The 23,200-nt window shown below is 76.3% G+C and carries 25 protein-coding genes and 1 pseudogene; 14 read left to right on the top strand and 12 right to left on the bottom strand.

Annotated elements, in window-relative coordinates:
- Positions 1-59: 59 nt before the first annotated feature.
- Both ACRYR8_RS15310 and ACRYR8_RS15305 read left to right on the top strand, forming a co-directional pair.
- On the top strand, positions 60-1,271 hold the full coding sequence (locus tag ACRYR8_RS15310) for an AI-2E family transporter (RefSeq protein WP_432485383.1): 1,212 nt from the start codon (positions 60-62) through the stop codon (positions 1,269-1,271).
- 50 nt (positions 1,272-1,321) lie between these two features.
- On the top strand, positions 1,322-1,573 hold the full coding sequence (locus ACRYR8_RS15305) for a hypothetical protein (protein WP_432485381.1): 252 nt from the start codon (positions 1,322-1,324) through the stop codon (positions 1,571-1,573).
- A gap of 3 nt (positions 1,574-1,576) precedes the next feature.
- On the opposite strand, the gene aroC is transcribed toward ACRYR8_RS15305, so the two are convergent.
- The 3 genes from aroC to ACRYR8_RS15290 all read right to left on the bottom strand — a co-directional run bounded on the left by aroC (position 1,577) and on the right by ACRYR8_RS15290 (position 3,779).
- A complete protein-coding gene (gene aroC / locus ACRYR8_RS15300) occupies positions 1,577-2,818 on the bottom strand; it encodes a chorismate synthase (RefSeq protein ID WP_432485379.1) in 1,242 nt (413 codons plus the stop codon).
- A gap of 67 nt (positions 2,819-2,885) precedes the next feature.
- Complete coding sequence (locus tag ACRYR8_RS15295; RefSeq protein WP_432485377.1) at positions 2,886-3,371, bottom strand: Lrp/AsnC family transcriptional regulator; 486 nt, start codon at positions 3,369-3,371, stop codon at positions 2,886-2,888.
- A gap of 63 nt (positions 3,372-3,434) precedes the next feature.
- Entirely contained in the window at positions 3,435-3,779 is a 345-nt protein-coding gene (locus tag ACRYR8_RS15290) for a bifunctional 3-phenylpropionate/cinnamic acid dioxygenase ferredoxin subunit (protein WP_432485375.1), read from the bottom strand.
- 90 nt (positions 3,780-3,869) lie between these two features.
- Between ACRYR8_RS15290 and ACRYR8_RS15285 the strand changes: the two genes are divergently transcribed.
- Positions 3,870-4,757, top strand: coding sequence for a 3-methyladenine DNA glycosylase (locus ACRYR8_RS15285; RefSeq protein ID WP_432485373.1), 888 nt, complete (start codon positions 3,870-3,872; stop codon positions 4,755-4,757).
- 43 nt (positions 4,758-4,800) lie between these two features.
- Here the strand turns inward: ACRYR8_RS15285 and ACRYR8_RS15280 are convergent, their stop codons facing one another.
- Together ACRYR8_RS15280 and ACRYR8_RS15275 are read right to left on the bottom strand one after the other, a co-directional pair.
- Positions 4,801-5,601, bottom strand: a complete 801-nt coding sequence (locus tag ACRYR8_RS15280; RefSeq protein WP_432485395.1) for a siderophore-interacting protein — start codon at positions 5,599-5,601, stop codon at positions 4,801-4,803.
- Between the two features lie 91 nt (positions 5,602-5,692).
- Complete coding sequence (locus ACRYR8_RS15275) at positions 5,693-6,691, bottom strand: siderophore-interacting protein (protein ID WP_432485371.1); 999 nt, start codon at positions 6,689-6,691, stop codon at positions 5,693-5,695.
- A 421-nt stretch (positions 6,692-7,112) separates the two neighbouring features.
- Here ACRYR8_RS15275 and ACRYR8_RS15270 point away from each other — a divergent pair, with 421 nt between their 5' ends.
- Positions 7,113-7,817, top strand: coding sequence for a hemerythrin domain-containing protein (locus ACRYR8_RS15270; RefSeq protein ID WP_432485369.1), 705 nt, complete (start codon positions 7,113-7,115; stop codon positions 7,815-7,817).
- A 77-nt stretch (positions 7,818-7,894) separates the two neighbouring features.
- Here the strand turns inward: ACRYR8_RS15270 and ACRYR8_RS15265 are convergent, their stop codons facing one another.
- A complete protein-coding gene (locus tag ACRYR8_RS15265; protein ID WP_432485367.1) occupies positions 7,895-8,983 on the bottom strand; it encodes an FUSC family protein in 1,089 nt (362 codons plus the stop codon).
- Positions 8,984-9,057: 74 nt separating this feature from the next.
- Between ACRYR8_RS15265 and purD the strand changes: the two genes are divergently transcribed.
- Genes purD through ACRYR8_RS15250 form a run of 3 tightly spaced genes read left to right on the top strand, consistent with a single transcriptional unit; the run spans position 9,058 to position 12,209 of the window.
- Positions 9,058-10,320: a phosphoribosylamine--glycine ligase gene (purD, locus tag ACRYR8_RS15260; RefSeq protein ID WP_432485365.1), complete on the top strand. Its 1,263-nt coding sequence runs from the start codon at positions 9,058-9,060 to the stop codon at positions 10,318-10,320.
- On the top strand, positions 10,317-11,213 hold the full coding sequence (locus ACRYR8_RS15255; protein WP_432485363.1) for a phosphoribosylaminoimidazolesuccinocarboxamide synthase: 897 nt from the start codon (positions 10,317-10,319) through the stop codon (positions 11,211-11,213). The genes purD and ACRYR8_RS15255 overlap by 4 nt, the downstream gene beginning before the upstream one ends.
- A 51-nt stretch (positions 11,214-11,264) precedes the next feature.
- Positions 11,265-12,209: an oxygenase MpaB family protein gene (locus ACRYR8_RS15250; RefSeq protein WP_432485361.1), complete on the top strand. Its 945-nt coding sequence runs from the start codon at positions 11,265-11,267 to the stop codon at positions 12,207-12,209.
- Between the two features lie 30 nt (positions 12,210-12,239).
- Here ACRYR8_RS15250 and ACRYR8_RS15245 read toward each other — a convergent pair whose 3' ends face one another.
- Entirely contained in the window at positions 12,240-12,980 is a 741-nt protein-coding gene (locus tag ACRYR8_RS15245; protein WP_432485359.1) for a hypothetical protein, read from the bottom strand.
- Positions 12,977-13,342 carry a PadR family transcriptional regulator gene (locus ACRYR8_RS15240; RefSeq protein WP_432485357.1) on the bottom strand — a complete coding sequence of 122 codons (366 nt, stop codon included), beginning with the start codon at positions 13,340-13,342 and terminating at the stop codon, positions 12,977-12,979. Before ACRYR8_RS15240 ends, ACRYR8_RS15245 begins: the two co-directional genes overlap by 4 nt.
- A 79-nt stretch (positions 13,343-13,421) precedes the next feature.
- Between ACRYR8_RS15240 and ACRYR8_RS15235 the strand changes: the two genes are divergently transcribed.
- From ACRYR8_RS15235 to ACRYR8_RS15220, 4 genes and pseudogenes are all read left to right on the top strand, one after another.
- Positions 13,422-13,856 carry a CidA/LrgA family protein gene (locus ACRYR8_RS15235; protein ID WP_432485355.1) on the top strand — a complete coding sequence of 145 codons (435 nt, stop codon included), beginning with the start codon at positions 13,422-13,424 and terminating at the stop codon, positions 13,854-13,856.
- Positions 13,853-14,551 carry an LrgB family protein gene (locus tag ACRYR8_RS15230; RefSeq protein ID WP_432485353.1) on the top strand — a complete coding sequence of 233 codons (699 nt, stop codon included), beginning with the start codon at positions 13,853-13,855 and terminating at the stop codon, positions 14,549-14,551. Before ACRYR8_RS15235 ends, ACRYR8_RS15230 begins: the two co-directional genes overlap by 4 nt.
- A gap of 70 nt (positions 14,552-14,621) precedes the next feature.
- Positions 14,622-14,681 (top strand): annotated as a pseudogene (locus ACRYR8_RS15225) (hypothetical protein); the annotation flags it as partial.
- A 32-nt stretch (positions 14,682-14,713) separates the two neighbouring features.
- The gene (locus ACRYR8_RS15220; protein ID WP_432485351.1) at positions 14,714-15,316 is read left to right on the top strand and encodes a phosphotransferase; all 603 of its coding nucleotides are present in this window, start codon (positions 14,714-14,716) and stop codon (positions 15,314-15,316) included.
- Between the two features lie 26 nt (positions 15,317-15,342).
- Here the strand turns inward: ACRYR8_RS15220 and ACRYR8_RS15215 are convergent, their stop codons facing one another.
- Positions 15,343-15,540, bottom strand: a complete 198-nt coding sequence (locus ACRYR8_RS15215; protein WP_432485349.1) for a hypothetical protein — start codon at positions 15,538-15,540, stop codon at positions 15,343-15,345.
- A gap of 46 nt (positions 15,541-15,586) precedes the next feature.
- Positions 15,587-16,099 carry an Lrp/AsnC family transcriptional regulator gene (locus ACRYR8_RS15210; protein ID WP_432485347.1) on the bottom strand — a complete coding sequence of 171 codons (513 nt, stop codon included), beginning with the start codon at positions 16,097-16,099 and terminating at the stop codon, positions 15,587-15,589.
- Between the two features lie 98 nt (positions 16,100-16,197).
- On the opposite strand from ACRYR8_RS15210, the gene ald reads away from it, so the two are divergent.
- Complete coding sequence (ald, locus tag ACRYR8_RS15205; RefSeq protein ID WP_432485345.1) at positions 16,198-17,328, top strand: alanine dehydrogenase; 1,131 nt, start codon at positions 16,198-16,200, stop codon at positions 17,326-17,328.
- Positions 17,329-17,367: 39 nt separating this feature from the next.
- Positions 17,368-19,722, top strand: a complete 2,355-nt coding sequence (locus tag ACRYR8_RS15200; protein ID WP_432485343.1) for an ATP-binding cassette domain-containing protein — start codon at positions 17,368-17,370, stop codon at positions 19,720-19,722.
- Here ACRYR8_RS15200 and ACRYR8_RS15195 read toward each other — a convergent pair.
- On the bottom strand, positions 19,685-20,419 hold the full coding sequence (locus tag ACRYR8_RS15195) for an aspartate/glutamate racemase family protein (RefSeq protein ID WP_432485046.1): 735 nt from the start codon (positions 20,417-20,419) through the stop codon (positions 19,685-19,687). The genes ACRYR8_RS15200 and ACRYR8_RS15195 overlap by 38 nt on opposite strands.
- Before the next feature lie 71 nt (positions 20,420-20,490).
- A complete protein-coding gene (locus ACRYR8_RS15190) occupies positions 20,491-21,645 on the bottom strand; it encodes a glutamate--cysteine ligase (protein WP_432485044.1) in 1,155 nt (384 codons plus the stop codon).
- Between the two features lie 61 nt (positions 21,646-21,706).
- On the opposite strand from ACRYR8_RS15190, the gene ACRYR8_RS15185 reads away from it, so the two are divergent.
- A complete protein-coding gene (locus tag ACRYR8_RS15185; RefSeq protein WP_432485042.1) occupies positions 21,707-23,140 on the top strand; it encodes a dihydrolipoyl dehydrogenase family protein in 1,434 nt (477 codons plus the stop codon).
- Positions 23,141-23,200: the final 60 nt, after the last annotated feature.

Here is a 23,200-nt window from a genome sequence, read left to right as displayed (position 1 = left end):
CCGGGGGCCTCCTGCGTCAGGATCGGGCACGCCCCGCCCCCTGCCGACAGGTCCCCGCCGTGCCCGCTGACGAAGCCGCCGCACCTCCCGCGGCCCCCGACGACCTCCGGGCGCCCGGCGGCGCCCGCAACCTGCACGTGGTGCAGCTGCTGCTGGGACTGGCCGGCGCGGTGGTCGTGGTGGCCGGGTTGCGGGCGTTCTCCTCGACGATCGGGCCGGCGTTCCTCGCCCTCGTGCTCGTCCTCGTCGTCCACCCGCTGCACCCGTGGTTGTGCCGCCACCGCGTGCCCGGGTGGGCGAGCACGGTGGCGGTCGTGGTGGTGCTGTACGCGCTCGTCCTGGGGCTGGCCGCGGCGGTGGCGTGGTCGCTGGTGCAGCTGGCCATGCTGCTGCCGCAGTACACGGGCCGGTACTTCGAGCTGCAGGGGCAGGCCATGGACCTCCTCGCGCGGGTGGGGGTCAGCCCGGCGCAGGTCTCGCAGGCCCTCGCGAGCGTCGACCCCTCCCGCCTGTTCGGCCTGGCGCAGACGGTGCTGGCACAGCTGTCCTCGGGCCTGACCGCGTTCGCGTTCCTGCTGCTGCTGCTGTTCTTCCTCGCCCTGGACGCGGCGGTGTTCCCCAGGCTGCTGGCGCAGGCCAGCTGGCGGCACCGAGACCTGGTCTCGGCGCTCAGCGCGTTCGCCTTCGGCACCCGGCGCTTCCTGCTGGTGACGACGGTCTTCGGCGCGGTGGTCGCGGCCATCGACGTCGGCATCCTGTACTGGCTGGCGGTGCCCCTGCCGCTGGTGTGGGGGCTGCTGGCGTTCCTGACCAACTACATCGCCAACATCGGGTTCGTCCTGGGGCTGGCGCCCCCCGCCCTGCTCGCCCTGCTCGCCAACGGCCCCGCCAGCGCCCTGCTCGTCGTGGTGTCCTACACGGTCGTCAACGTCGTCATCCAGGGGCTGCTGCAGCCGAAGATCGTCGGCAACGCCGTGGGGCTGTCGGCGACCCTGACGTTCCTGTCGGTCATCTTCTGGGGGTGGGCCCTGGGGAGCCTGGGCGCCCTGCTGGCGGTGCCGCTGAGCCTGCTCATCAGGGCGGTGCTCGTGGACGCCGACCCCTCGGCGCGCTGGTTGCTGCCGATCATCAGCGGCAACCCGCGAGGGGTGCGCCGGCGCGGTGCGCGCCTGGGCCGCACGGGCGCCGCGGGTGCCACCGTCGCCCCGCCGCCGGAGCCGGAGGGGCCCCCGCCGCCGCCCCCGCCGCTCGCGTCGTCCTCCCCGGAGTGAGGTGGCGAGTCGGCGCTCGGGCGCCCGCCGGCGCCGGGTTAGGGTTCCGCGTGACCTCTGCCCTGCACGACCGGTGGGCCTGGGCCCGGGTGCTGCGGCACCGTGATCCCGCTGACGGAGCGGCCGACCTCCTCGCGCGCTGGACGACCCCCGAGGTGGTCGCCGACGTCCTGGCCGACCGTGGCCGCGGGCTGACCGCGCAGCTGGACGCGCTGCCCACGGAGCGCGACTGGGTCGGTGAGTGCGGGGGGCTGACCGGGGCCGTGCTCGTGCTGGCGGAGGTCGACGCCGCGCTGCGCTGAGCCTCAGCCCTCCGCGGGGGCTGTGCGGATGGCCAGGCCGTCCAGGTAGCTCGCCACGTTGGCGCGCACCTGCTCGACGTTGTCGCCGCCGAACTTCTCCAGCAGCGCGTCGGCCAGCACGAGGCTGACCATCGCCTCGGCGACCACGCCGGCCGCCGGCACCGCGCACGCGTCCGAGCGCTGCGCGATGGCCTGCGCCGCACCGCCGGAGGCCGTGTCCACCGTGTCCAGCGCCCGCGGCACCGTCGAGATCGGCTTCATGGCCGCCCGCACGCGCAGCACCTCGCCGTTGCTCATGCCACCCTCGATGCCGCCGGCGCGGTCGGTGCGCCGCCGCACCGTCATGCCCTCCGGGCCCTCGCCGCCGTCGGTGCGCTCGATCTCGTCGTGCGCGGCCGAGCCGCGCCGGCGCGCGGTCTCGAAACCGTCGCCGACCTCCACGCCCTTGATGGCCTGGATGCCCATGAGCGCAGCGGCCAGCCGGGCGTCGAGCTTGCGGTCCCAGTGCACGTAGGAGCCCAGCCCCGGCGGCAGGCCGTGCACGGCCACCTCCACGACACCGCCGAGGGTGTCGCCGGAGGAGTGGGCCTCGTCGATCTCGGCGACCATGCGGGCGCTGGCCTCCGGATCGGCGCAGCGCACCGGGTCGGCGTCCACGGCATCGCGCTGCCCGCGCGCAGGCACCGTGCCCGGCGCCGCCTCGACGGTGCCGATGGACACCACGTGGGAGACGACCTCCACGCCCGCGGCCTGCGCGAGGAACGCCCGCGCCACCTCGCCCAGCGCGACGCGGGTGGCGGTCTCGCGCGCGGAGGCGCGCTCCAGCACCGGGCGGGCGTCGGTGAAGCCGTACTTCTGCATGCCGGTCAGGTCGGCGTGGCCGGGACGGGGGCGGGTCAGCGGCGCCGAGCGCCCCCGTGCCGGCAGCCGGCCCGGCTCGTCGTAGCGGCGGCCCTGCTCGTCGGCCGGGTCGGCGGCCATGACCTCCTGCCAGCGGGGCCACTCGGAGTTGCCGATGCGCAGCGCCACCGGACCGCCCTGGGTGCGGCCGTGGCGGATGCCGCCGATGACCTCCAGCTCGTCCTGCTCGAAGCTCATCCGCGCCCCGCGACCGTGCCCCAGACGCCGCCGGGCCAGCGCGGCGCGGATGTCGGCGCTGGACACCTCCACGCCCGCCGGCAGCCCCTCGAGGATGCCCGCGAGCGCCGGACCGTGGGATTCGCCTGCCGTCAGCCACCGCAACACGCGCCCGATTCTGCCCCACGCGCGAGGTGCCGCCGTCCCGGTGTCGCGACGGGCCCCGGCCGGCGGCTCAGTCGGCGAGCTCGCTGAGGAGCGGGTCGATGCGGTAGGGCACCAGTTCGCGCATCGCCAGGGACGTGCGGGTGCGCACGACGCCGGGGATGGCGAGCACGTCCTGGCCCACCCGGTACAGGTCGTCGGCGTCGCGGGCGACCACCCGGCACATGAGGTCGCCGTCGCCGGTGATGCCGTGCACCTCCAGGACCTCCGGCGTCCGGCGCAGCCGGTCCAGGGTGTCCTCCTGCTGGCCCTGCACGATCTCCACCATCACGAACGCCGAGATGGAGAAGCCCAGAGCAGCCGGCGCCAGGCGCCGGGAGAAGCGGTGCAGCACCCCGTCGGACTCCAGGCGTTCCAGGTGCGCCTGGACCGTGCCGCGGGCGAGGCCGAGCTGGCGCGACAGGCCCAGGACGGTCGCGCGGGGGTCTTCGTCCAGCGCGAGCAGGATCCTGGCGTCGATGGTGTCGAGGCGGCGCACCGGGACATCTTCGCGCATGCCGACCCGGGCAGCGGGCATTGTGCTCACCCGGCCGTGGAGCGGCTGTGCAGGTTCCTCCCGTCAGGTGCGGGGAGTGCCCACGTGGACCACGACGCGCCCGTCCACGACCTCCACGCGGTGGGTGCGCACGGGCCGGATCGCGGGCGGCCCGGAGGGCTCACCGGTGCGCAGGTCGAACGCCGAGGCGTGCCGGGGGCACTCCACGGCGCAGTCCTCCACCCAGCCGTCGGCGAGGGACTCCCGGGCGTGGCTGCAGGTGTCGTCGATGGCGTACAGCTCGCCGTCGACGTGGAAGACGGAGATCGGGGCCGTGACGCCGGGGCCGTCGTAGCGCACGACGCCGCCGTCGGGCAGGGCCTCGACGCCGCAGACGTCGACCGGTGCGGTGGCGGGGGTGTCGGTCACGGTGCAGGGCCTCCCGGGGTGAGCGCGGACCGGGTCAGTGTGCCGGACCGGACCCGGCCGGACCCGCCCGGCGTCGCTACGGTGGACCCGGTGGAAGCGGATGTCGTGCTCGCCGGTCACCGGGTGCTGGAGCGGGCGGCGTGGACGGCGCGCGAGGCCGGGCACGACCGGCGCGCGCAGGCCCTGACCGCCGGCGCCGCCGAGCGGCGCCGGCGCGGTGAGGCGCACCCCGTGGAGGACTTCCTCTTCACCTACTACTCCTGGGCCCCCGGGCGGCTGCGCCGCTGGCACCCCGGCGTCGGCGTGGAGCTGCTGGAGGCGCCCGAGCGCGAGGACTGGGCGCACTACGCGGGCACCGGTCGCGGCGTCGTCGTGGACGCCGCGTCGCTGCGCGCGCAGCGCGGGCCGACGGTGCGGCTGGCGCGCGAGGTGCTGGCCGCCACCCGCACCCGTCCGGCGCAGCTGGGCTGCTTCGGGCTGCACGAGTGGGCGATGGTGCACCGCAGCACCCCCGAGCAGGTGCGGCACGCGGGGCTGCCGCTGCGTCTCGGGCACGACGGCACGGACGCGGTGGTGGAGTCGCACCGCATCCGCTGCAGCCACTACGACGCGTTCCGCTTCTTCACCCCGTCCGCGGTGCCGCGCAACGAGCTGACCCCGACCCGCGAGCAGCAGGCGGCGCAGGAGCAGCCGGGGTGCCTGCACGCCACGATGGACTGCTACCGGTGGGCGATGAAGCTTTCGCCCGCGGTGCCCGGTGAGCTGCTGCTGGACTGCTTCGAGCTGGCTCGCGACGTGCGGGAGCTGGACATGCGGGCCTCCCCGTACGACGTGACGTCCCTGGGGTACGAGCCCGTGCCGATCGAGACGCCGGAGGGCAAGGCGCAGTACGTGCGCGCGCAGCGGGCGTTCGCCGAGCGGGCCGACCCGCTGCGCGCGGCGCTGGTGCGGGTCTGCGACGCCGTCCTGGCCGCCTGACCCCCCGACCCCGGCGGGGGCCGGGGGAACCTCGGGGAAGGGGTCAGGCGGGGGAGGGGGCGGCCACGGCGTCGTCGGAGTCCACCGACGCCGCCCAGTCCTGCTTCTCCTCGCGCCAGCCCTCCTCGGTGCGTCCGCGGCGCCAGTACCCGGAGGCGGACAGCAGTTCGCGCGGCACGCCCAGCTCGGTGCGCGCCCAGCGGCGCACCGCGCGCACGCAGTCGGCCTCGCCGTGCAGGAACGCGTGCGGGGCGCCGGGGGGCAGCTCCAGCGAGCGCAGCAGCGCCACCAGGCCCTCCGGGTCCGGTCCGTCGCCGTGCAGCCAGTGCACGCGCAGCTCACCGGGGCACGGCAGCGCCTGGTGCTCGGCCGGGCCGTGCACCTGCAGGACCGCGACGGCCGGCACCCCGGCGGGCACCCGCTCCAGGGACGCGGCGATCGCCGGCAGCGCGCTGGCGTCGCCGACCAGGAGGTGCCACGGCGCCGCCGGGTCCGGCGAGTACGCCCCGCCCGGGCCCATCAGGTGCACTTCGTCGCCGGGACGGGCGGCGGCCGCCCACGGCCCGGCGATCCCCTCGTCGCCGTGGACGACGAAGTCGACCGTCACCTCGCCGCGCTCGGCGTCGACGGCGCGCACGGTGTACGTCCGCAGCACGGGCCACTCGGTGCGCGGGCGCGACTCGCGGATCGCGGCCACGTCCAGCGGCTCGTCGTAGACGACCCCGGCCGGGGGGAAGAGGAGCTTGACGTAGGAGTCGGCGTGCACGGCCCGCAGGTCGGCGAGGTCCTCGCCGCCGAGGACCACGCGCACCACCTCGGGGGTGATCCGCTCGGTGCGGACCACGACGGCGCGGCGCTGGCGCCGGCCGCCCTGACCGCCGCTGCGCTCGCGGCGGAAGGGGTTGTTCAACTCGGTTCCCTCCGGTTCCGGGCGCTCAGGCGCCCTCGGCGCGACCTTCGCGCCAGTAGCCCATGAACGCGACGGACGCCCTCGGCAGCCCCACGTCGCGCACCAGGTGCCGGCGCAGGCGCTTGACGACGCCCGCCTCGCCGGCCAGCCACGCGTACAGGCACTGCGGGCCGGTGGCGACCGCCTGCTCGGGGACCTCCCACAGGATGCCCGCGTCCAGGTCGACGTCCTCGAAGTCCAGCGCGATCGTGCGGGACGTCTCGTCCACCAGCGGCCCGGCGATCTCCTCCACGCGCGGCACCAGCAGGTCGCCGTGGCCGTGGCGGCCGCCGCGGGGCAGCCACTCCACGGTGACGTCGGCCCGCGAGGCGATGCTCACCGCGTCGGCGATGTCGGGGACCTCCAGCACGGCCACGGCGCGCGCCCCGGCGGGCAGCTGCTCCAGGACCGCGCACACGGCGGGCACGGCGGTCTCGTCGCCGGCCAGCAGCAGCGTGCGGGCCTCGGCGGGCGGGGCCCACTCCACACCCCACATCCGCCCGGTGCCGGGGACGGTGGGGCCCACGAGCGCGACCTCGTCGCCGGGGCGGGCGGCCGCCGCCCAGGACGCGGCGGGACCGGCCGCACCGCCCCCCACGCCGTGCAGCACGAAGTCCACGTCCAGCTCGGCGTCGGAGCCCGCGGTGGCCGGGCGCAGCGCGCGCACCGTGTAGGTGCGCATCACGGGTCGAACGTCCTCGGGCAGCGCGCGCCACCACGCGTACCAGTCGCCCTCGGGGACGCCCAGCTCGTCGAGCGGCAGCTGCGGCAGCAGGACCTTCAGGCGCTGGTCGAAGCCGCCGGGGCCGAACCCGGCCAGTTCGGGGGAGGAGAAGGTGATGCGGGCGGAGCTGGGTCCCAGCTCCTGCCGGCGCAGCACCGCCACCCGGAACAGCCGGTACTCGGTGCGCGCGACGGCGGGTCGCGCGGGCGTGCCGGTGGTGCTCTGGAGCGCCACCGCGGTGTGCTCGGTCGTGACCGTCATCCCGCCCCTCCTCGTTCGGTGAGGCCAGGCTAACCACACGGTGGGGGGGGTGGGGGAAGTGCGGGTGAGCACCGTCACCCGCCCGGGCACGGGGGACGTCCCGGGAACCGCGTCGACCGCGACCGGCCGGGGCCGGTCCGCTGCCCGCCTGCTGCACCCGCGGACCCGGCTGCCCGGGACCGGCCTGCGCGAGGTCGCGGCCCCGGAACGGCGCGTCGTCGCCTCCGGCGGCGGCCGCCTGGGGATCGGGTGGCCCTCCCCGCGCTCGCGCCCCGGGTCGGCCTGGAGGTGGCCGTCGGCGACGACCGCGCCCCGGGCCCGCGCACCCCGATCGGCACGGGGCCCGTGGCCACCGAGGACCGCTGCGCGGTGCCGGTGCGCCGGGCGGGTACCGCGGGCCCCGCGCGGGTACGGGGACGCCATGACGAACCCACGCGCCAACGGGCTGCGGTCCGTGGCCGACCAGTCCGAGGACGAGCGCGGCGGCCCGGGCAGCATCCTGTCCCGGCAGAGCCGCGACCACGCCGACCTCGATGCGCTCATGCGCGCCTACGACGCCGAGCCCGACGCGGACGCCCGCGGCCGCGTCGTCGCCGAGCTCGCCGAGCGGGCCCTGCGCCACGCGTTCGCCGAGGAGACCGTCCTGTTCCCCGCGTACCGCCAGCACCTGCCCGAGCAGGGCGAGGAGCTCACCGCGCACATCGAGGGCGACCACCAGCAGGTCAACGACCTGCTGGAGGAGCTGCAGGACGCCGACCCCCGCTCACCGGACTACGACGCGCTGGTGCGCCGCGCCTTCGAGGTGATCCGCCACGACGCCCACGACGAGGAGGACGACCTGCTGCCGCGCCTGCAGCAGGTCGCCTCCGCGGAGGAGCTGCGGGCCATCGGCGCGGCCTGGGAGGTCCAGCGGCGCACCGCCCCCACCCGGCCGCACCCGCGGGTGCCGCGCCGGCCCCCGGGCAACGCGCTGGCCGCCGTCCCGCTGGCCGTCACCGACCGCGTGCAGGACGCCGCCGAGCACCTCGCGGGCGCGCGCGGGGCCAGGCGCGCGGCGGCGGCCGGGGCGCTCGCGGCGGGTGCCGTCCTCGCCGTCCTCGCCGTCAGGGCCCTGCGCCGGCGCTGACGCCCCCGGCCACCGCGCCCGCCCCGCACCCGCCCGGCCCGCACCCGCCCGTCGTGCCGCCGGGCGGGTGCGGCCGCTCAGCGCGGCAGCAGCCGGTGGGTCTGCGCGGCCGGCACGCCCTGCGCCTGCAGCAGGTCCACGACCACCGAGCGCAGCTGCGCCACGACCACCGTCGCCGACAGCGACTCCGCGCCGAGCGTGCGCGGGCCCAGCTGCGTGGCCAGCTCCTGCAGCGCCGCCACGGACGGCGGCGCCGTCTCCCCCGGGTAGGGCGGCCGCCCCAGCGCGCGCACCGACGCGGCCAGGCTCTCCATCACGCCCGCCAGCGCGGGCGGCAGCTGCTCGTCGTGCTCCAGGGCGGTGGCGATCCGCCGCAGCGCCACCCGCGTGTTGCGGGTGGCGCGGTCCACGCCGGACTGCAGGCGCTGCTGGGTGAGGATCTCCCGGCGCCCGCCCGGGCGCAGCGGGGACAGCCGGTGCACCTCCAGGCCGGCGCTGACGGACTGCGCCCACGCGTCGAGCTCGCGCTGCGTGCCGCGGGCGCGCTCCAGCACCGCCTGGGCCGCCGCGGCGTCGCGGGCGCGCGCCGCCTCCGCGGCGTCGTCGAGCAGGTCGGCGAGCTGGCCGGCGAAAGCGGCCGCCCGCCCGCGCACGTCGCGGGTGGGGTCCGAGGGCAGCAGCGCCGCGATGGCCAGGGCCACCGCGACCCCCGTCATAGCGTCCAGCCAGCGTCCCGTCCCGCCGCCGTCCTGCGGGGGGAACGCGACGATGAACGTCGCCTGCAGGGCGGCCTGGTTCACCAGCAGCACGCCGGAGTCCAGGAAGCGGGCGATGAGCATGGAGGTGACGACGATGAGGGAGATCTGCCAGGGGCCGCGCCCGATGAGCTGCACGACGGCGGTGCCCAGCAGCACCCCCACCGTCACGCCGGTGCCCAGCTCCGCGACGCGGCGCAACCGCTGGTTGTTCTGCACCCCCAGCGCCACCACGACGGCGACGCACGCGAACACCGGGTACTGCTGGTCCCACAGCACCTGCGCGAGCGTCCACGCCACCCCGGCGCCCAGGCCGCACTGCAGGATCTGCCACCAGGAGCCCTTCCACCGCTGCCAGCCGGTGCGCGCCCGGCGCCTGGCGGCGACGGCGAGCGGCGTGGCGCGGGACACCGGCTGATCATCGCGCACGGGCAGCTCACGCGCCCGTCACGGCCACCCGTGCCCAGGCCCTAGGCTCGGTCGCCGTGGACGTCCTCGTCATCGGTTCCGGCGCCCGTGAGCACGCCCTGGTGCGCGCCCTCCTCGACGACCCGGGGGTGGACCGCGTCGTCGCCGCCCCCGGCAACGCGGGCACCGCCCTGGTCGCCCCGTGCGAACCGGTGGACGCCGCGGACCCGGTGGCCGTCGCGGCGCTGGCGCGCCGGCTGGGCGTGGACCTCGTCGTCGTCGGCCCCGAGGCGCCGCTGGTCGCGGGCGTGGCCGACGCGGTGCGCGCCGCGGGGATCGCCTGCTTCGGCCCGTCGGCCGAGGCGGCCCGCCTGGAGGGCTCCAAGGCGTTCGCGAAGGAGGTCATGGCCGCTGCCGCGGTGCCCACCGCCATGGCGCACGTGTGCACCACCGAGGCCGAGGTCGCCGACGCCCTCGACGCGTTCGGTGCCCCGCACGTCGTCAAGGACGACGGGCTCGCGGCGGGCAAGGGTGTCGTCGTCACGGGTGACCGCGACGAGGCGCTCGCCCACGCCCGCACCTGCCTGGAGCACGGGCCCGTGGTGGTGGAGGAGTTCCTCGACGGTCCCGAGGTGTCGGTGTTCTGCCTCACCGACGGTGAGAGCGTCGTGGCGCTGGCGCCGGCGCAGGACTTCAAGCGTGCCCTGGACGGCGACGCCGGCCCGAACACCGGGGGCATGGGCGCCTACTCGCCGCTGCCGTGGGCTCCGGCCGACCTCGCCGACGAGGTCGTGCAGCGGGTCGCGCAGCCGGTGGTGGCGGAGATGGCCAAGCGCGGCACCCCCTTCAGCGGCGTCCTGTACTGCGGCCTGGCGCTGACCTCGCGCGGTCTGCGGGTCGTGGAGTTCAACGCCCGCTTCGGCGACCCGGAGACGCAGGTGGTCCTGGCGCGCCTGGCCTCCCCGCTGTCGCAGGTCCTGCTGGCGTGCTCGCGCCCGGGCGCGCTGCTGGACTCCCCGCCGCTGCGCTGGCACGAGGACGCCGCGGTGACGGTCGTGCTCGCCGCCCCCGGCTACCCGGAGGCCCCCGAGACGGGCGGGCTGCTGCGCGGCCTGGAGGACGCCGACGCCGTCGAGGGTGCGCACGTCCTGCACGCCGGCACGGCCCCGGCGACCGACGGCACCGGCATCGTCAGCTCCGGCGGGCGGGTGCTGTCCGTGGTGGGCACCGGCCCGGACCTCGCGCGGGCGCGCGAGGCCGCCTACGCGGCGGTGCGCTCGGTGCAGCTGCCCGGCGGGCACTTCCGCACCGACATCGCGGCAGCGGCGGCCGGCGCGTGAGCGCCCCCGAGCTGCCCGTCCCGCCGGACCTGCCCGGCTGGCGGCACACCTACTCCGGCAAGGTCCGCGACCTGTACGTGCCGGCGTCCGGTGAGCGCGGGCTCGTGCTCGTCGTGGCCAGCGACCGCATCAGCGCCTACGACCACGTCCTGCCCACGCCGATCCCGGACAAGGGCAGGGTGCTGACGGCGATGTCGCTGTGGTGGTTCGACCGCCTGGCGGACCTGGTGCCCCACCACGTGGTCTCCACCGACGTGCCTGCGGCGGTGGCGGGGCGGGCGATGGTGTGCCGGGAGCTGGAGATGTTCCCCGTGGAGTGCGTGGCCCGCGGCTACCTCACCGGCTCGGGCCTGGCGGAGTACCGGGGTTCCGGGGCGGTGTGCGGCATCGCGCTGCCGGGCGGCCTCGTGGACGGCTCCCGGCTGCCGGAGCCGATCTTCACCCCGGCCACCAAGGCCGAGCTGGGCGAGCACGACGAGAACGTCTCCTTCGAGCACGTCGCGGCCACCGTCGGCGCGCAGGCCGCCGCCGAGCTGCGCGAGCTGACCCTGGCGGTGTACGCGCGCGCCGAGGCCGTCGCCCGCGAGCAGGGCATCGTGCTGGCCGACACGAAGCTGGAGTTCGGCCGCCACGAGGGGCGCACCGTGCTGGGCGACGAGGTCCTCACCCCCGACTCCTCCCGGTTCTGGCCGGCGGAGGAGTGGGAGCCGGGGCGCGCGCAGCCCAGCTTCGACAAGCAGTTCGTGCGCGACTGGCTGACCTCACCGGCCTCCGGCTGGGACCGCGCCGGTGACGCGCCGCCCCCGCCGCTGCCGCAGGAGGTCGCCGAGCGCACCCGGGCGCGGTACGTCGAGGCGTACGAGCGGCTGACGGGGGAGTCCTTCACCGGTTGAGCCGACCCGCTCCGCCTGGCGGGCCGGAGCGCGGCGGGTGAGGCTGCCGGGGTGGTGCCCCTGTTCCCGCCGCCCGTGACGGGCCTGCCCGCGCGCGCCCGCCGCACCTTCCGGGAACGGGTCTCCGGCGACCCGACGGGGGCGCCCGGGTGGGTGCGCGAGATCGCGCTGGTGGGGGAGGGGCCCGGTTGGTTCGAGCCCGACGGCGTGGTGTGGGCCGTGCACGGCGGGCTGAGCACCCTCGCCGGAGGCCTCGCCGCGCTGCTGGGGCAGGCGGCGCACCCGCTGGCGCTGGCGGGGGTGCAGGGCCACTCGGACTACCGGTACGACCCGTGGGCACGGCTGGCCGGCACCGCCCGCTGGCTGGTGGTGTGCACGTTCGGTTCGGCGCAGCTGGCCGAGCGGGAGTCGGCGCGCGTGCGCGGGGTGCACCGGTGGGTGCGCGGGGGGACCGCGGACGGGCGGGCGTACTCCGCGGGGGACCCGCAGCTGCTGCGGTGGGTGCACCTGGCCTTCACCGACGCGTTCCTGGCCGCGCAGCGCGGCCTGGGCGCGGACCTGTCGGGACGTTTCGGCCCGTCCTGGGCGGACGCGTACGTGCGCGAGTGGGCGCGCACGGCGCAGGCGCTGGGCGCCACCGACCTGCCGGCGAGCGAGGCGGAGCTGGCCGAGGCGCTGGCGGGGTTCGCGCCCGTGCTGGAGCCGGTGCCGGCGGACCTGCGGCGGTTCCTCGCCTCCCCGCCGGGTCTGGGGCGGGCGGAGGGCGTCTTCTACTCCGGGCTGGCCGGGGCGGGGGAGCTGCTGCTGTCGCCCGCGGTCGCCCCGGCGGCCGGGGTGCCCGGGCGTGCGGTGCGCGGCCGCCGCGAGCGCGTGCGGCTGGCCCGCACCCGCGGGCAGTTGCGGGCCGCCCGGGCGCTGCTCGGGCCGTGCAGCCCGTCCGAGGAGGCCGCCCGCCACCGCCTCGGCACCGGCCCCCGCCCGGCTTGGCTCCCCTGACCCGCCCACCACCCGGCTGGGGGCCGGGCGTCAGCTCGACGACGCCCACGCGGTGAGCGCGACGGCGGCCACGGCCAGCAGGGCCGTGCACCCCCGGGCGACGCCCAGCGCCGCGGTGCCGCTGCGCCGTCGCCGCCGCGCGGCCTGCGGGCCCGCCAGCGGGTCGACGACCGGGTCGGGGCGCAGGGAGCTGCCGGACAGGGCCCCCCACAGGGCGAGCACCAGCCCCGGCAGCAGCAGCGCGAGCGCCGGCAGGGGCGTCGACAGCGCGTCGGTGCGGTGGTCCACCAGCGACCCCGCGATCGCCAGCGCCGAGGTGGCCGCGCCGGTCCCGGCGGCCCACGCGAGGGCCGCGCCGCCGCGGGCGGTCGCCACCCGCTCCACCAGGCCGGGCGCGACGGCGGCCACGAGCGCACACACGAGCAGCGAGGGTGCGGTGACGCGCGCCGCCTGGCCGGCGAGCAGCGCGCCGGCACCGCCGACGGCCCACCAGATCCCGGTGACGAGCGCGAACCGGCGCGCGAACCCCGCGACGCGCTCGCGCAGGGGCGTCGCCGGGGCGCCGGTGGTGAGGGCGTCCGCGTAGGGGGCCGGCTCGCCGAACGCCTCGACGGGGTCCTCGCCGCTGTCGGCGAGGTGGGCGCGGACCTCGGCGAGGACCGCGCCGATGCGCTCGCCCGGCACGTCGCGCAGCCGCAGCGCCAGCAGCAGGTCCTCGCACCAGCGCTGCGCGGAGCGGTCGAGAGCGGATCCGCGGGGGGAGTTCGTCATCGGGTGCCTCCGGTCGGGGTGACCTCTCCGACGAGGTCGCTGGTCAGGTGGGCGAAGGTGCGCCACTGCGCGCCCTCGCCGGACAGCCGGGCGCGGCCGGCCGGGGTGATCGAGTACCACTTGCGGCCCGGGCCGGCATCGCCCTCGCGCCAGGTGGAGGTGACGTCGCCGGCGTCCTCCAGCCGGCCCAGCAGCGGGTAGAGGGTGCCGCCCTTGACGACGCCCAGGCCGAGTGCGGCCAGGTCGGCGCCGATCCGGTAGCCGTACGTCTCGCCGCGTGCGACGACGGCCAGGACGGCGAGGTCCAGCACGCCGCGCAGCCACTGCGCGGGCCAGGGGGCGGGGCCCTCGGGAGCGGCCACGCGGATGATCGTGACACCACCTAGCTCGCGAAGCAACCTAGCGGCGGGGAGGGTCCCGTCGCGCTGGCACCCTGTCCCGGTGAACGCACCCGGTGATCCACCCTCGCACCCGCACGCCCCGCACCACCCCGGGTGGGGGCCGCACGTGCCCGCCGCCCTCGCGGCCCTCGCCCTCCTGCTCGGACTGCACCTGCTCGGCACCCTGCTCGTCGAGCTCACCCACCTGCCCGTGCCCGGCGCCGTCGTCGGCCTCGTCGTCCTGCTCGTCGTCGGCGCCCGCCACCGCGACCTCGTCGCCCGCGTCCAGCCCGCCGCCGACCCGCTGCTGCGGCACCTGCAGCTGCTGTTCATCCCGCCGGGCGTCGGCGCGCTCACGCAGCTGCCCGCCATCGCGGAGAACGCCGCGCCCCTCGCCGTCGCCGTCGTCGGCTCCTTCGCCGCCGGGCTCGTCGCGGCCGGCGTCCTGCTGCAGGCGCTGCTGCGCCGCCGCGCCACCGCCCCGGCGGCGCCGTGAACGCCCTCGTCCACGCCCCCGGGTCCGGGCTGGCCCTGACCCTGGCCGCCTACCTCGGCGCCGACGCCCTGCACCGCCGCCTCGGCCGCCCCGCCCTGCTGGCTCCCGTCCTCGTCGCGATGATCGCCGTCACCCTCGCCCTGGAGGTCCTCGGCATCGGCTACGACGAGTACCTTGCCTCCGTCTCGATCCTGACCCTGCTGCTGGGCCCGGCGACCGTCGCGCTCGCCCTGCCGCTGCTGCGCTCCGGCGCCGCGCTGCTGGCCGACCGCGCCGCCGTCCTCGTCACCCTCCTGGTCACCGGGACCGTCAGCGTCGCCGTCACCGCCGGCTCCCTGGTCGCCTTCGGCGTCGACGACGAGATCCTGCTCACCGCGCTGCCGCGCTCCGTCACCACGCCCGTGGCCGTCACCGTCGGCGCGACGATCGGGGCGAACACCACCCTCGCCCTCGTGCTCACCCTCGTCTCCGGCATCCTCGGCGCCACCGTGGCCCCCTGGCTCCTGGACCGGGTCCGCGTCCACGACGGCCGAGCCCGGGGCTTCGCCATCGGAGCCGTCTCCCACGGCATCGGGACCGCGCGGGCGCTCGCGCACTCCCACGTCGCCGGGGGGTGGTCGAGCGCCGCGATGGTGCTGAACGCGCTGCTCATGACGGTCGTCCTGCCGCCCGTGGCGCGGCTGCTCACCTCCTGACCCGGGCCCCGGCCCGTGACGCGGGAAACCCCGTCGCGACCAGGCGGCGGAGGAAGGGCGGTGGCTGCCGGTGCTGGCGCCGCACCTGCCGGTGGCGGTCCCCGAGCAGGTGGCGGTGGGGGACCCCGGGGAGGGCTACCCGTTCGGCTGGTCGGTGCACCGGTGCACCGGTGGCCGCCCGGCCGGCCCCCCGGCCCCACCGACGACCGGGGGGTCCTCGCCGACGGCCTCGCGGGTCTCGTGCGGGCCCTGCGGACGGTCCCCACCTCCGGCGCACCGCCCCGCCGGCCCGGGGTGCGCGGGGCGCCGCTGTCCGAGCTGGACGAGGGCTTCCGCGCCGCCCTCGCCCGGCTGGGGGACCGGGTCGACGGGCGGGCGGTGCTGCGGCTGTGGGAGGAGTCGCTGCGCGCGCCGCCGTGGGACGGCCCCGGGCAGTGGCTGCACGGCGACCTCCTGCCGGGCGACCTCCTGCCGGGCGACCTCCTCGTCGGCTCCGGGCGCCTCACCGGCGTCATCGACTTCGGCGCCCTGGGCGTGGGTGACCCCGCGTGCGACCTGCAAGCGGTCTGGGACGTGTTCGACGGCCCGGGCCGCCGCCTCTTCCTGGAGCAGGTGGGAGCGGACGCGGCCTCCGTCCTGCGGGGACGGGGCTGGACGACCTGGCAGGCCGTGGTGGCGCTGCCGTACTACTGGGACACCAACCCCGGCGTCGTGCGGCAGGCGTCGCGCGCGCTCGCCGCGGCGCTAGAGGACCCGCGGCCCTGACGGCCCGGCTCACCGCCGGGCGCCCGTCAGTCCGTGGCCGGCGGCACCTCGTCCTGCTCGTCGTCGGTCAGGCCGAGCTCGCGACGCTCGTGCTCGACGCGCATCTCGAGCTCGTCGTCGTTCGGGCGGGCGGGCATCTTGCCGTGCTCCTGCCGGTCGCGCGGCGCGGCGATCTCCGGCTCGATCACGTCGTCCAGGGTCGGCTCGTCGTTCTGCTGGCTCATGCCCCGACGCTAGGCACCCGCCGGCGGACCCGCACCCGCAGGAGCGTCAGGAGCGCCCGGCGGCGCGGGTGTGCTCGAAGATCAGGCTCGTCTCGGTGAGGCCGACGTCCTGGTCGCGGGAGAGGTGCTCGGCGACGAAGTCGCGCAGCGCCGTGGTGCTGGCGACCGCGACGTGCAGGAGGTAGTCGTTCGCGCCGGCGACGAAGTACACGTCGAGGACCTCCGGCTGCCGGCGCATCCGGGCGACGAACGGGCCCATGCTGCCGCGGGCGTGGGCGGCGAGCTTCACGGCGATCATGGCCTGCAGGTGCAGGCCGAGGGCGTCGGGGTCGACGTCGGCGTGGAAGCCGCGGATCACCCCGGAGGCGCGCAGGGCGCGCACCCGCAGCAGGCAGGTGGAGGGGGCGATGCCGACCCGCTGGGCCAGGGCGGCGTTGGTGATCCGGCCGTCCTCGGCCAGCGCGTGCAGGATGGCGCGGTCCACCGCGTCCACGGGCGTCCGAACGTTCTTCGGCGGCGGGGCCCCGGGCGGTCCGGTTCCCGAAGGATCGTCGTCCACCCGCGAACGGTAACGAATCTTCGACAGGTTCGTTGCCGTCCCCCCGCCGCATCTTCATCCTGGTCGGGAAGGCACCACCCCGTCCCAGGAGGCCCGAAGTGCGAGTCGGCGTTCCCCGTGAGGTCAAGAACCGCGAGCACCGCGTGGCGCTGACGCCCGCCGGTGTGCACGAGCTGGTCGCCCACGGTCACGAGGTGCTCGTCGAGGCGGGCGCGGGGGAGGGCAGCTCCCTGCCGGACGCGGAGTTCGAGGCGGCCGGCGCGAAGGTCGTCGCCGACGCCGACGAGGTGTGGGGCTCGGCGGAGCTGCTGCTGAAGGTCAAGGAGCCGGTCGAGCAGGAGCACGCGCGGCTGCGCGAGGGGCAGGTGCTGTTCACCTACCTGCACCTGGCCGCCTCACGGGCGTGCACCGACGCGCTGCTGGCCTCGCGCACCACCGCCATCGCCTACGAGACGGTGCAGCTGCCCGACCGCTCCCTGCCGCTGCTGGCGCCGATGAGCGAGGTCGCCGGCCGCCTGGCCCCGCAGGTGGGTGCCTACCACCTGATGAGCGCGAACACCTCCGCCACCGGCGGGCGCGGCGTGCTCATGGGTGGTGTGCCCGGCGTGCGCGGCGCGGACGTGGTGGTGATCGGCGCCGGGGTCTCGGGGCAGAACGCCGCGCAGATCGCGCTGGGCATGGGCGCGGAGGTCACGGTCCTGGACCTGTCGATCCCGAAGCTGCGCGAGGTCGACGTCCGCTTCGGCGGCCGGGTGCGCACCATCACCTCCAACGCCTTCGAGCTGGCCCGGGCCGTGCGCAGCGCGGACCTGGTGATCGGCGCCGTCCTCGTCCCCGGCGCCCGCGCGCCCAAGCTCGTCGGTGACGACCTGGTGGCGCAGATGCGGCCCGGCTCGGTGCTGGTGGACATCGCCGTCGACCAGGGCGGCTGCTTCGAGTCCTCACGCCCCACCACGCACGACGACCCGACGTTCACCGTGGGGGAGTCGGTGTTCTACTGCGTCGCGAACATGCCCGGCGCGGTCCCGCACACCTCCACCTACGCGCTGACGAACGCGACCCTGCCGTACGTCGTGAAGCTCGCCGACTCCGGCTGGCGGGCGGCGCTGGCGTCCGACGCCGCCCTGGCGCGCGGGCTGTCCGCGCACGCCGGGCGGCTCACCAGCGCCGAGGTCGCCTCCGCGCACGGCCTGCCCTCCACCCCGGTGGAGGAGGCCGTCCGCGGCTGAGGTGTTCCGCGCCGGGCCGTTCGGTGCCATCGTGGCCGCATGCGCGCCGACGGCCACGACCTGCTCCGCGTGCACGGCGCGCGGGAGAACAACCTGCAGGACGTCAGCGTCCAGATCCCCAAGCGCCGGCTGACGGTGTTCACCGGCGTCTCCGGCTCGGGCAAGAGCTCGCTGGTGTTCGGCACCATCGCCGCGGAGTCGCAGCGCCTGATCAACGAGACGTACAGCGCCTTCGTCCAGGGCTTCATGCCGGCGCTGGGGAGGCCCGACGTCGACGTGCTCGAGGGCCTGACGACCGCGATCGTCGTCGACCAGGAGCGGATGGGCGCCAACCCCCGCTCCACGGTCGGCACCGTCACCGACGTCAACGCGGTGCTGCGCATCCTCTTCAGCCGCCTCGGCGAGCCGCACGTCGGTTCACCCCAGGCGTTCTCCTTCAACGTCGCCTCGATCAGCGGCTCGGGCGCGGTCACGTTCGAGCGTGGCGGCAAGAGCGTGAAGGAACGGCGCAGCTTCACCGTCACCGGCGGCATGTGCCCGCGCTGCGAGGGGATGGGCGAGGTCAGCGACATCGACCCCCGCCAGCTCTACGACGACTCCAGGTCGCTGCGCGAGGGGCCGTTCACGATCCCCGGTTTCAGCGCCGACGGCTGGTACGGCCGGATCTACGCCGGCTCGGGGTTCTTCGACCCCGACAAGCCGATCCGGGAGTACACCGAGGAGGAGCTGCACGACCTGCTCCACAAGGAGGCGACCCGCATCCAGGTCGACGGCGTCAACGTCACGTACGAGGGCCTCCTGCCGCGGATCCGCAAGTCGTTCCTGGCCAAGGACCGGGCGGCGCTGCAGCCGCACGTGCGGGCGTTCGTGGACCGGGCGGTGGTGTTCACCACGTGCCCCGCCTGCGACGGCACGCGCCTCAGCGAGGCCGCCCGGTCGTCGAGGATCCGGGGGATCAGCATCGCCGACGCGTGCGCGATGCAGATCAGCGACCTCGCCGCCTGGGTGCGCGGCCTCGACGGGCACGGGGAGAGGGTCGCGCCGCTGCTGGCGGCCCTGCGGGAGTCCCTCGAGGCGTTCACGGAGATCGGGCTCGGCTACCTCAGCCTCGACCGCCCGACCGGCACGCTCTCGGGCGGGGAGTCCCAGCGCGTCAAGATGGTCCGCCACCTCGGCTCGGCGCTCACGGACGTCACCTACGTCTTCGACGAGCCGACGACCGGGCTGCACCCCCACGACGTCGCACGGATGAACGACCTGCTGCTGCGGCTGCGGGACAAGGGCAACACCGTGCTGGTCGTGGAGCACGAGCCGGAGACCATCGCGATCGCCGACCACGTCGTCGACCTGGGGCCCGGGGCCGGGACGGCGGGCGGCACCGTCTGCTTCGAGGGCACCGTGGAGGGGCTGCGCGGCAGCGGCACCCTCACCGGCCGCCACCTGGACGACCGGGTCCGCCTCAAGGACGCGGTGCGCACGCCCACCGGCACGCTGGAGGTCCGCGGCGCGGACGCGCACAACCTGCGCGACGTCGACGTCGACGTCCCGCTCGGCGTGCTCGTCGTCGTCACCGGCGTGGCCGGTTCCGGCAAGAGCTCGCTCGTGCACTCCTCGATCCCCGCCGGCGCGGGCGTGGTGTCCATCGACCAGAGCCCGATCCGCGGCTCGCGACGCAGCAACCCGGCCACGTACACCGGCCTGCTCGACCCGGTCCGCAAGGCGTTCGCGAAGGCCAACGGCGTGAAACCGGCGCTGTTCAGCGCCAACTCCGAGGGCGCCTGCCCGAACTGCGGCGGCGCCGGGGTGGTCTACACCGACCTGGTGGTGATGGCCGGTGTCGCCACCACGTGCGAGGAGTGCGAGGGCAAGAGGTTCCAGGCGGCGGTGCTCGAGCACCGCCTCGGCGGCAGGGACATCAGCGAAGTGCTCGCGATGCCGGTGAGCGAGGCCCTGGAGTTCTTCGGCACCGGCGAGGCGCGCACCCCCGCCGCGCACGCGGTCCTGGCGCGCCTCGCCGACGTGGGGCTGGGCTACCTCACCCTCGGTCAGCCGCTCACCACCCTGTCCGGCGGCGAGCGCCAGCGGATCAAGCTGGCCACCCGCATGGGCGAGGAGGGCGGGACCTACGTCCTCGACGAGCCGACCACCGGCCTGCACCCGGCCGACGTCGAGCAGTTGCTGGGCCTGCTCGACCGGCTCGTCGACTCGGGCACCTCGGTCATCGTCATCGAGCACCACCAGGCGGTCGTGGCGCACGCCGACTGGGTCGTCGACCTCGGCCCCGGCGCCGGCCACGACGGCGGACGCGTCGTCTTCGAGGGCACCCCCGCCGACCTCGTCGCCGCCCGCTCCACCCTCACCGGCCGGCACCTGGCGGCGTGCGTGGGCCGCTGACCGCGGACGGCGCGAGCGCGGCGGTGATCGCGGCCTCGACGTGCAGCCGGGTGGTCGGGTAGACCGGCACGGGGTTGTCGCTCGCCGTGATGAGCAGCTCGATCTCCGTGCAGCCCAGGACGACCCCCTGCGCCCCGGCCGCGACCAGCCGGTCGATGACGTCCCGGTAGGCCCGGCGGGACTCCTCGCGCACGACGCCCAGGCACAGCTCGTCGTAGACGACCCGGTGCACCTCCGCGCGGTCGGCGGCACCGGGCGTCAGGACGCGCAGGCCGCGGGAAGCCAGGCGGTCGCGGTAGAAGTCCTGCTCCATCGTGAACGCGGTGCCCAGCAGCCCGACCGTGCTGATCCCGTCGCCGGTGACCGCGTCGGCGGTCGCGTCCGCCAGGTGCAGCAACGGGATGGACACCGCCGCCTGCACCTGGTCGGCGACCTTGTGCATCGTGTTGGTGCACAGCAGCAGCAGGTCGGCGCCGGCCGCCTCCACGCCCCGGGCGAGCCCGGCGAGCAGCTGCCCGGCCTCGTCCCAGCGCCCGGCGACCTGCAACCGCTCGACGTCGGCGAAGTCGACCGGGGCCAGCAGCAGGCGGGCCGAGTGCAGGCCCCCGAGCCGCTCGCGCACCAGTTCGTTCGCCAGCCGGTAGTACTCGGCGCTGGACTCCCAGCTCATCCCGCCCAGCAGGCCGATCGTCAGCATGCGCCGCTTCTACCGCCCGGCGGATCCCGTGCGCAAGGCCGCGCCGCGCGGGGAGCGCCCCGGGGAGCGCCTCAGCCCTCGCGCATCTCCGCGACCAGGGAGTCCACGACGTCCACCAGCGGCTGTTCCGACCCGGCGTCGCGCGCTGCGCTGAACGCCGCCCGCTGGCGCTGGTAACTGGCGCCGCGGCGCGGGATCTCGGCCACCAGCCGCAGCTCCTCCTCGCACCGCAACCGCCGGGCCACCGGCTCCAGCCGGGTCAGCCAGTCGTCCAGGTCGTCGGTGACGAGGCGCTCGCGGCCGGCGGCGTCCACGATGATCTCCGCGTCCAGGCCGTAGCGCGCCGATCGCCACTTGTTCTCCTGCACGTGCCACGGCGGCATCGTCGGCAGTTCCCGGCCCGCCTCCAGCTCGCCGTCCAGGTGCACGACGAGGCAGTGCACGAGCGCGGTCACCGCGCGCAGCTCCCGCAGGGTCGGCGTGCCGTCGCACACCCGCACCTCGATGGTCCCCAGCCTCGGGGACGGCCTGACGTCCCAGCGGACGTCGGGCAGCCCGTCGATGACGCCCGTGACGAGCATGTCGTCGACGTAGCCCTCGAACTGCGCCCACGTGGCGAACTGGAACGGCAGGCCCGCGGTGGGCAGTTGCTGGAACATCTGCGACCGGTTGCTGGCGAAACCGGTGTCGTGCCCCGCCCAGTACGGCGAGGACGCCGACAGCGCCTGCAGGTGCGGGTAGTGGTTCAGCAGCGAGTTCAGGATCGGCAGGACCTTGTGCACGGAGTCCACGCCGACGTGGACGTGCACCCCCCAGATGAGCAGCTGCCGCCCCCACCACTGGGTGCGCTCCAGCAGTTCCACGTAGCGGGCGTCGTCGGAGACCAGCTGGTTGTCGAACACCCCGAAGGGGTGGGTTCCCGCGCACATCACGTCCAGGCCCATCGCGTCGCTGACGCGGCGGATCGCCGCCAGCGACGTCGTCAGGTCCTCGGTGGCCTGCGCGACCGTGTCGCACACGCCGGTGACGATCTCCAGGGTGTTGCGCAGCAGCTCCTTGGTCACCCGCGGGCCGCTCGGGTGCCCGGGCAGCTCCACCGCCGCCATGACCTCCGCCGCGGACGAGGCCAGGTCGCGGGTGCGGCGGTCGACGAGCACCACCTCCCACTCCACGCCCAGCGTCGGGCGCGGGGAGGCGTTGAACTCGATCCGCGTCGCCCTGCCCACCGATCGATCACACCACAACCACCCGTGGTGCGCGCGGCGCCGCGTGCGTACCGTCCAGGGCGTGAGCACACGCGAGCGGGAGACCGACGTCGTCGTCATCGGTGCCGGGGCGGTGGGCGAGAACGTCGCCGACCGGGCCGGGCGCACCGGCCTGGAGGTCGTCGTCGTCGAGGACGAGCTGGTGGGGGGCGAGTGCTCCTACTGGGCGTGCATGCCCAGCAAGGCGCTGCTCCTGCCCGGGCACGTGCTCGCCGCGGCGCGCCGCCTGCCGGGAGCGGCGGGGGCCGTCACCGGCGGCCTGGACGCGGCGGCGGTGCTGCGCCGGCGCACGAGCTTCACCAGCGACTGGGACGACTCCTCGCAGGCGCAGTGGCTGGGGTCCGCCGGGCTGCAGCTGGTGCGCGGGCGCGCCCGCCTCGCCGGGCCGCGGCGCGTGGAGGTGAGCGGCGAGGACGGCACGACCGTCCTGGCGGCCCGGCGCGCGGTCGTGCTGGCCACCGGGTCGGTGCCGGTGCTGCCGGACGTGCCGGGGCTGGTCGCAGCGAACCCGTGGACCAGCCGGGAGGCCACCAGCGCCGACGCGGTGCCGGGCCGGCTCGCCGTCGTCGGCGGCGGCACCGTCGCGGTGGAGCTGGCGCAGGCGTACGCGCGGCTGGGGTCGAGGGTGACGCTGCTGGTGCGCTCGGCCCTGCTGGGCAAGGAGGAGGACTTCGCCGGCGACCTCGTCGCGGACGCGCTGCGCGACGACGGCGTGGACGTGCGCCTGGGCGTCTCCCCGGCGTCGGTGGAGCGCCCGCGGGCGGGCGGGGAGGTCACGGTCGTCCTGGACGACGGCTCGCGCGTGGTGGCCGACGAGCTGCTGGTGGCCACCGGCCGGCGTCCCGCCACGGAGGGGATCGGGTTGGAGACCGTGGGCCTGGAGGACGGCGGCGGCCTGGACGTGGACGACACCGGCCTCGTCGCCGGCGTCGAGGGCGAGTGGCTGCACGCCGTCGGTGACGTCTCGGGGCGGGTGCAGCTGACCCACCAGGGCAAGTACGAGGCCCGTGCCGTCGGCGACGCGATCGGCGCCCGCGCCCGCGGCGAGCTGGGCCGCGAGGCCCCCGCCTGGTCCCGGTACGCGGCGACCGCCACCCGGGTGGCGACCCCGCAGGTGACGTTCACCGACCCGGAGGTGGCCTCGGTGGGTCTGCGCGCCGCCGAGGCGCGTGAGCGGGGCCTGGACGTGCGGGTCGTGGACTACGCGATCAGCGACGTCGCCGGCGCCTCCCTGCTCGCCGACGGGTACATCGGCAAGGCCCGCCTCGTCGTCGACGAGAGCCGGCACGTCGTGGTGGGCGCGACGTTCGTCGGCCAGGACGTCGCGGAACTGCTGCACTCGGCGACGATCGCGATCGTCGCCGAGGTGCCGCTGGAGCGGCTGTGGCACGCGGTGCCCAGCTACCCCACGGTCAGCGAGGTGTGGTTGCGCCTGCTGGAGACCTACGGCCTCTGACCCCGCTCCTCGAACCGGACCCCGCGGTGGTCCCGCACGGTTGAGGCTTCAACCGTGCGG

It is taken from the genome of Kineococcus esterisolvens, from assembly GCF_050871405.1.
Classification (GTDB): domain Bacteria; phylum Actinomycetota; class Actinomycetes; order Actinomycetales; family Kineococcaceae; genus Kineococcus.
The sequence above is the reverse complement of the archived record's forward strand: the minus strand, read 5'-3'. Positions and strand labels throughout refer to the sequence as shown.

Coding starts and splice junctions, on each gene's coding strand:
- ACRYR8_RS15295 (WP_432485377.1), bottom strand. CDS start 3,371: ATGCGCGAAGATGTCCCGGTGCGCCGCCTCGACACCATCGACGCCAGG.
- ACRYR8_RS15275 (WP_432485371.1), bottom strand. CDS start 6,691: ATGACGGTCACGACCGAGCACACCGCGGTGGCGCTCCAGAGCACCACC.
- ACRYR8_RS15270 (WP_432485369.1), top strand. CDS start 7,113: ATGACGAACCCACGCGCCAACGGGCTGCGGTCCGTGGCCGACCAGTCC.
- ACRYR8_RS15245 (WP_432485359.1), bottom strand. CDS start 12,980: ATGACGAACTCCCCCCGCGGATCCGCTCTCGACCGCTCCGCGCAGCGC.
- ACRYR8_RS15215 (WP_432485349.1), bottom strand. CDS start 15,540: ATGAGCCAGCAGAACGACGAGCCGACCCTGGACGACGTGATCGAGCCG.
- ACRYR8_RS15200 (WP_432485343.1), top strand. CDS start 17,368: ATGCGCGCCGACGGCCACGACCTGCTCCGCGTGCACGGCGCGCGGGAG.
- ACRYR8_RS15195 (WP_432485046.1), bottom strand. CDS start 20,419: ATGCTGACGATCGGCCTGCTGGGCGGGATGAGCTGGGAGTCCAGCGCC.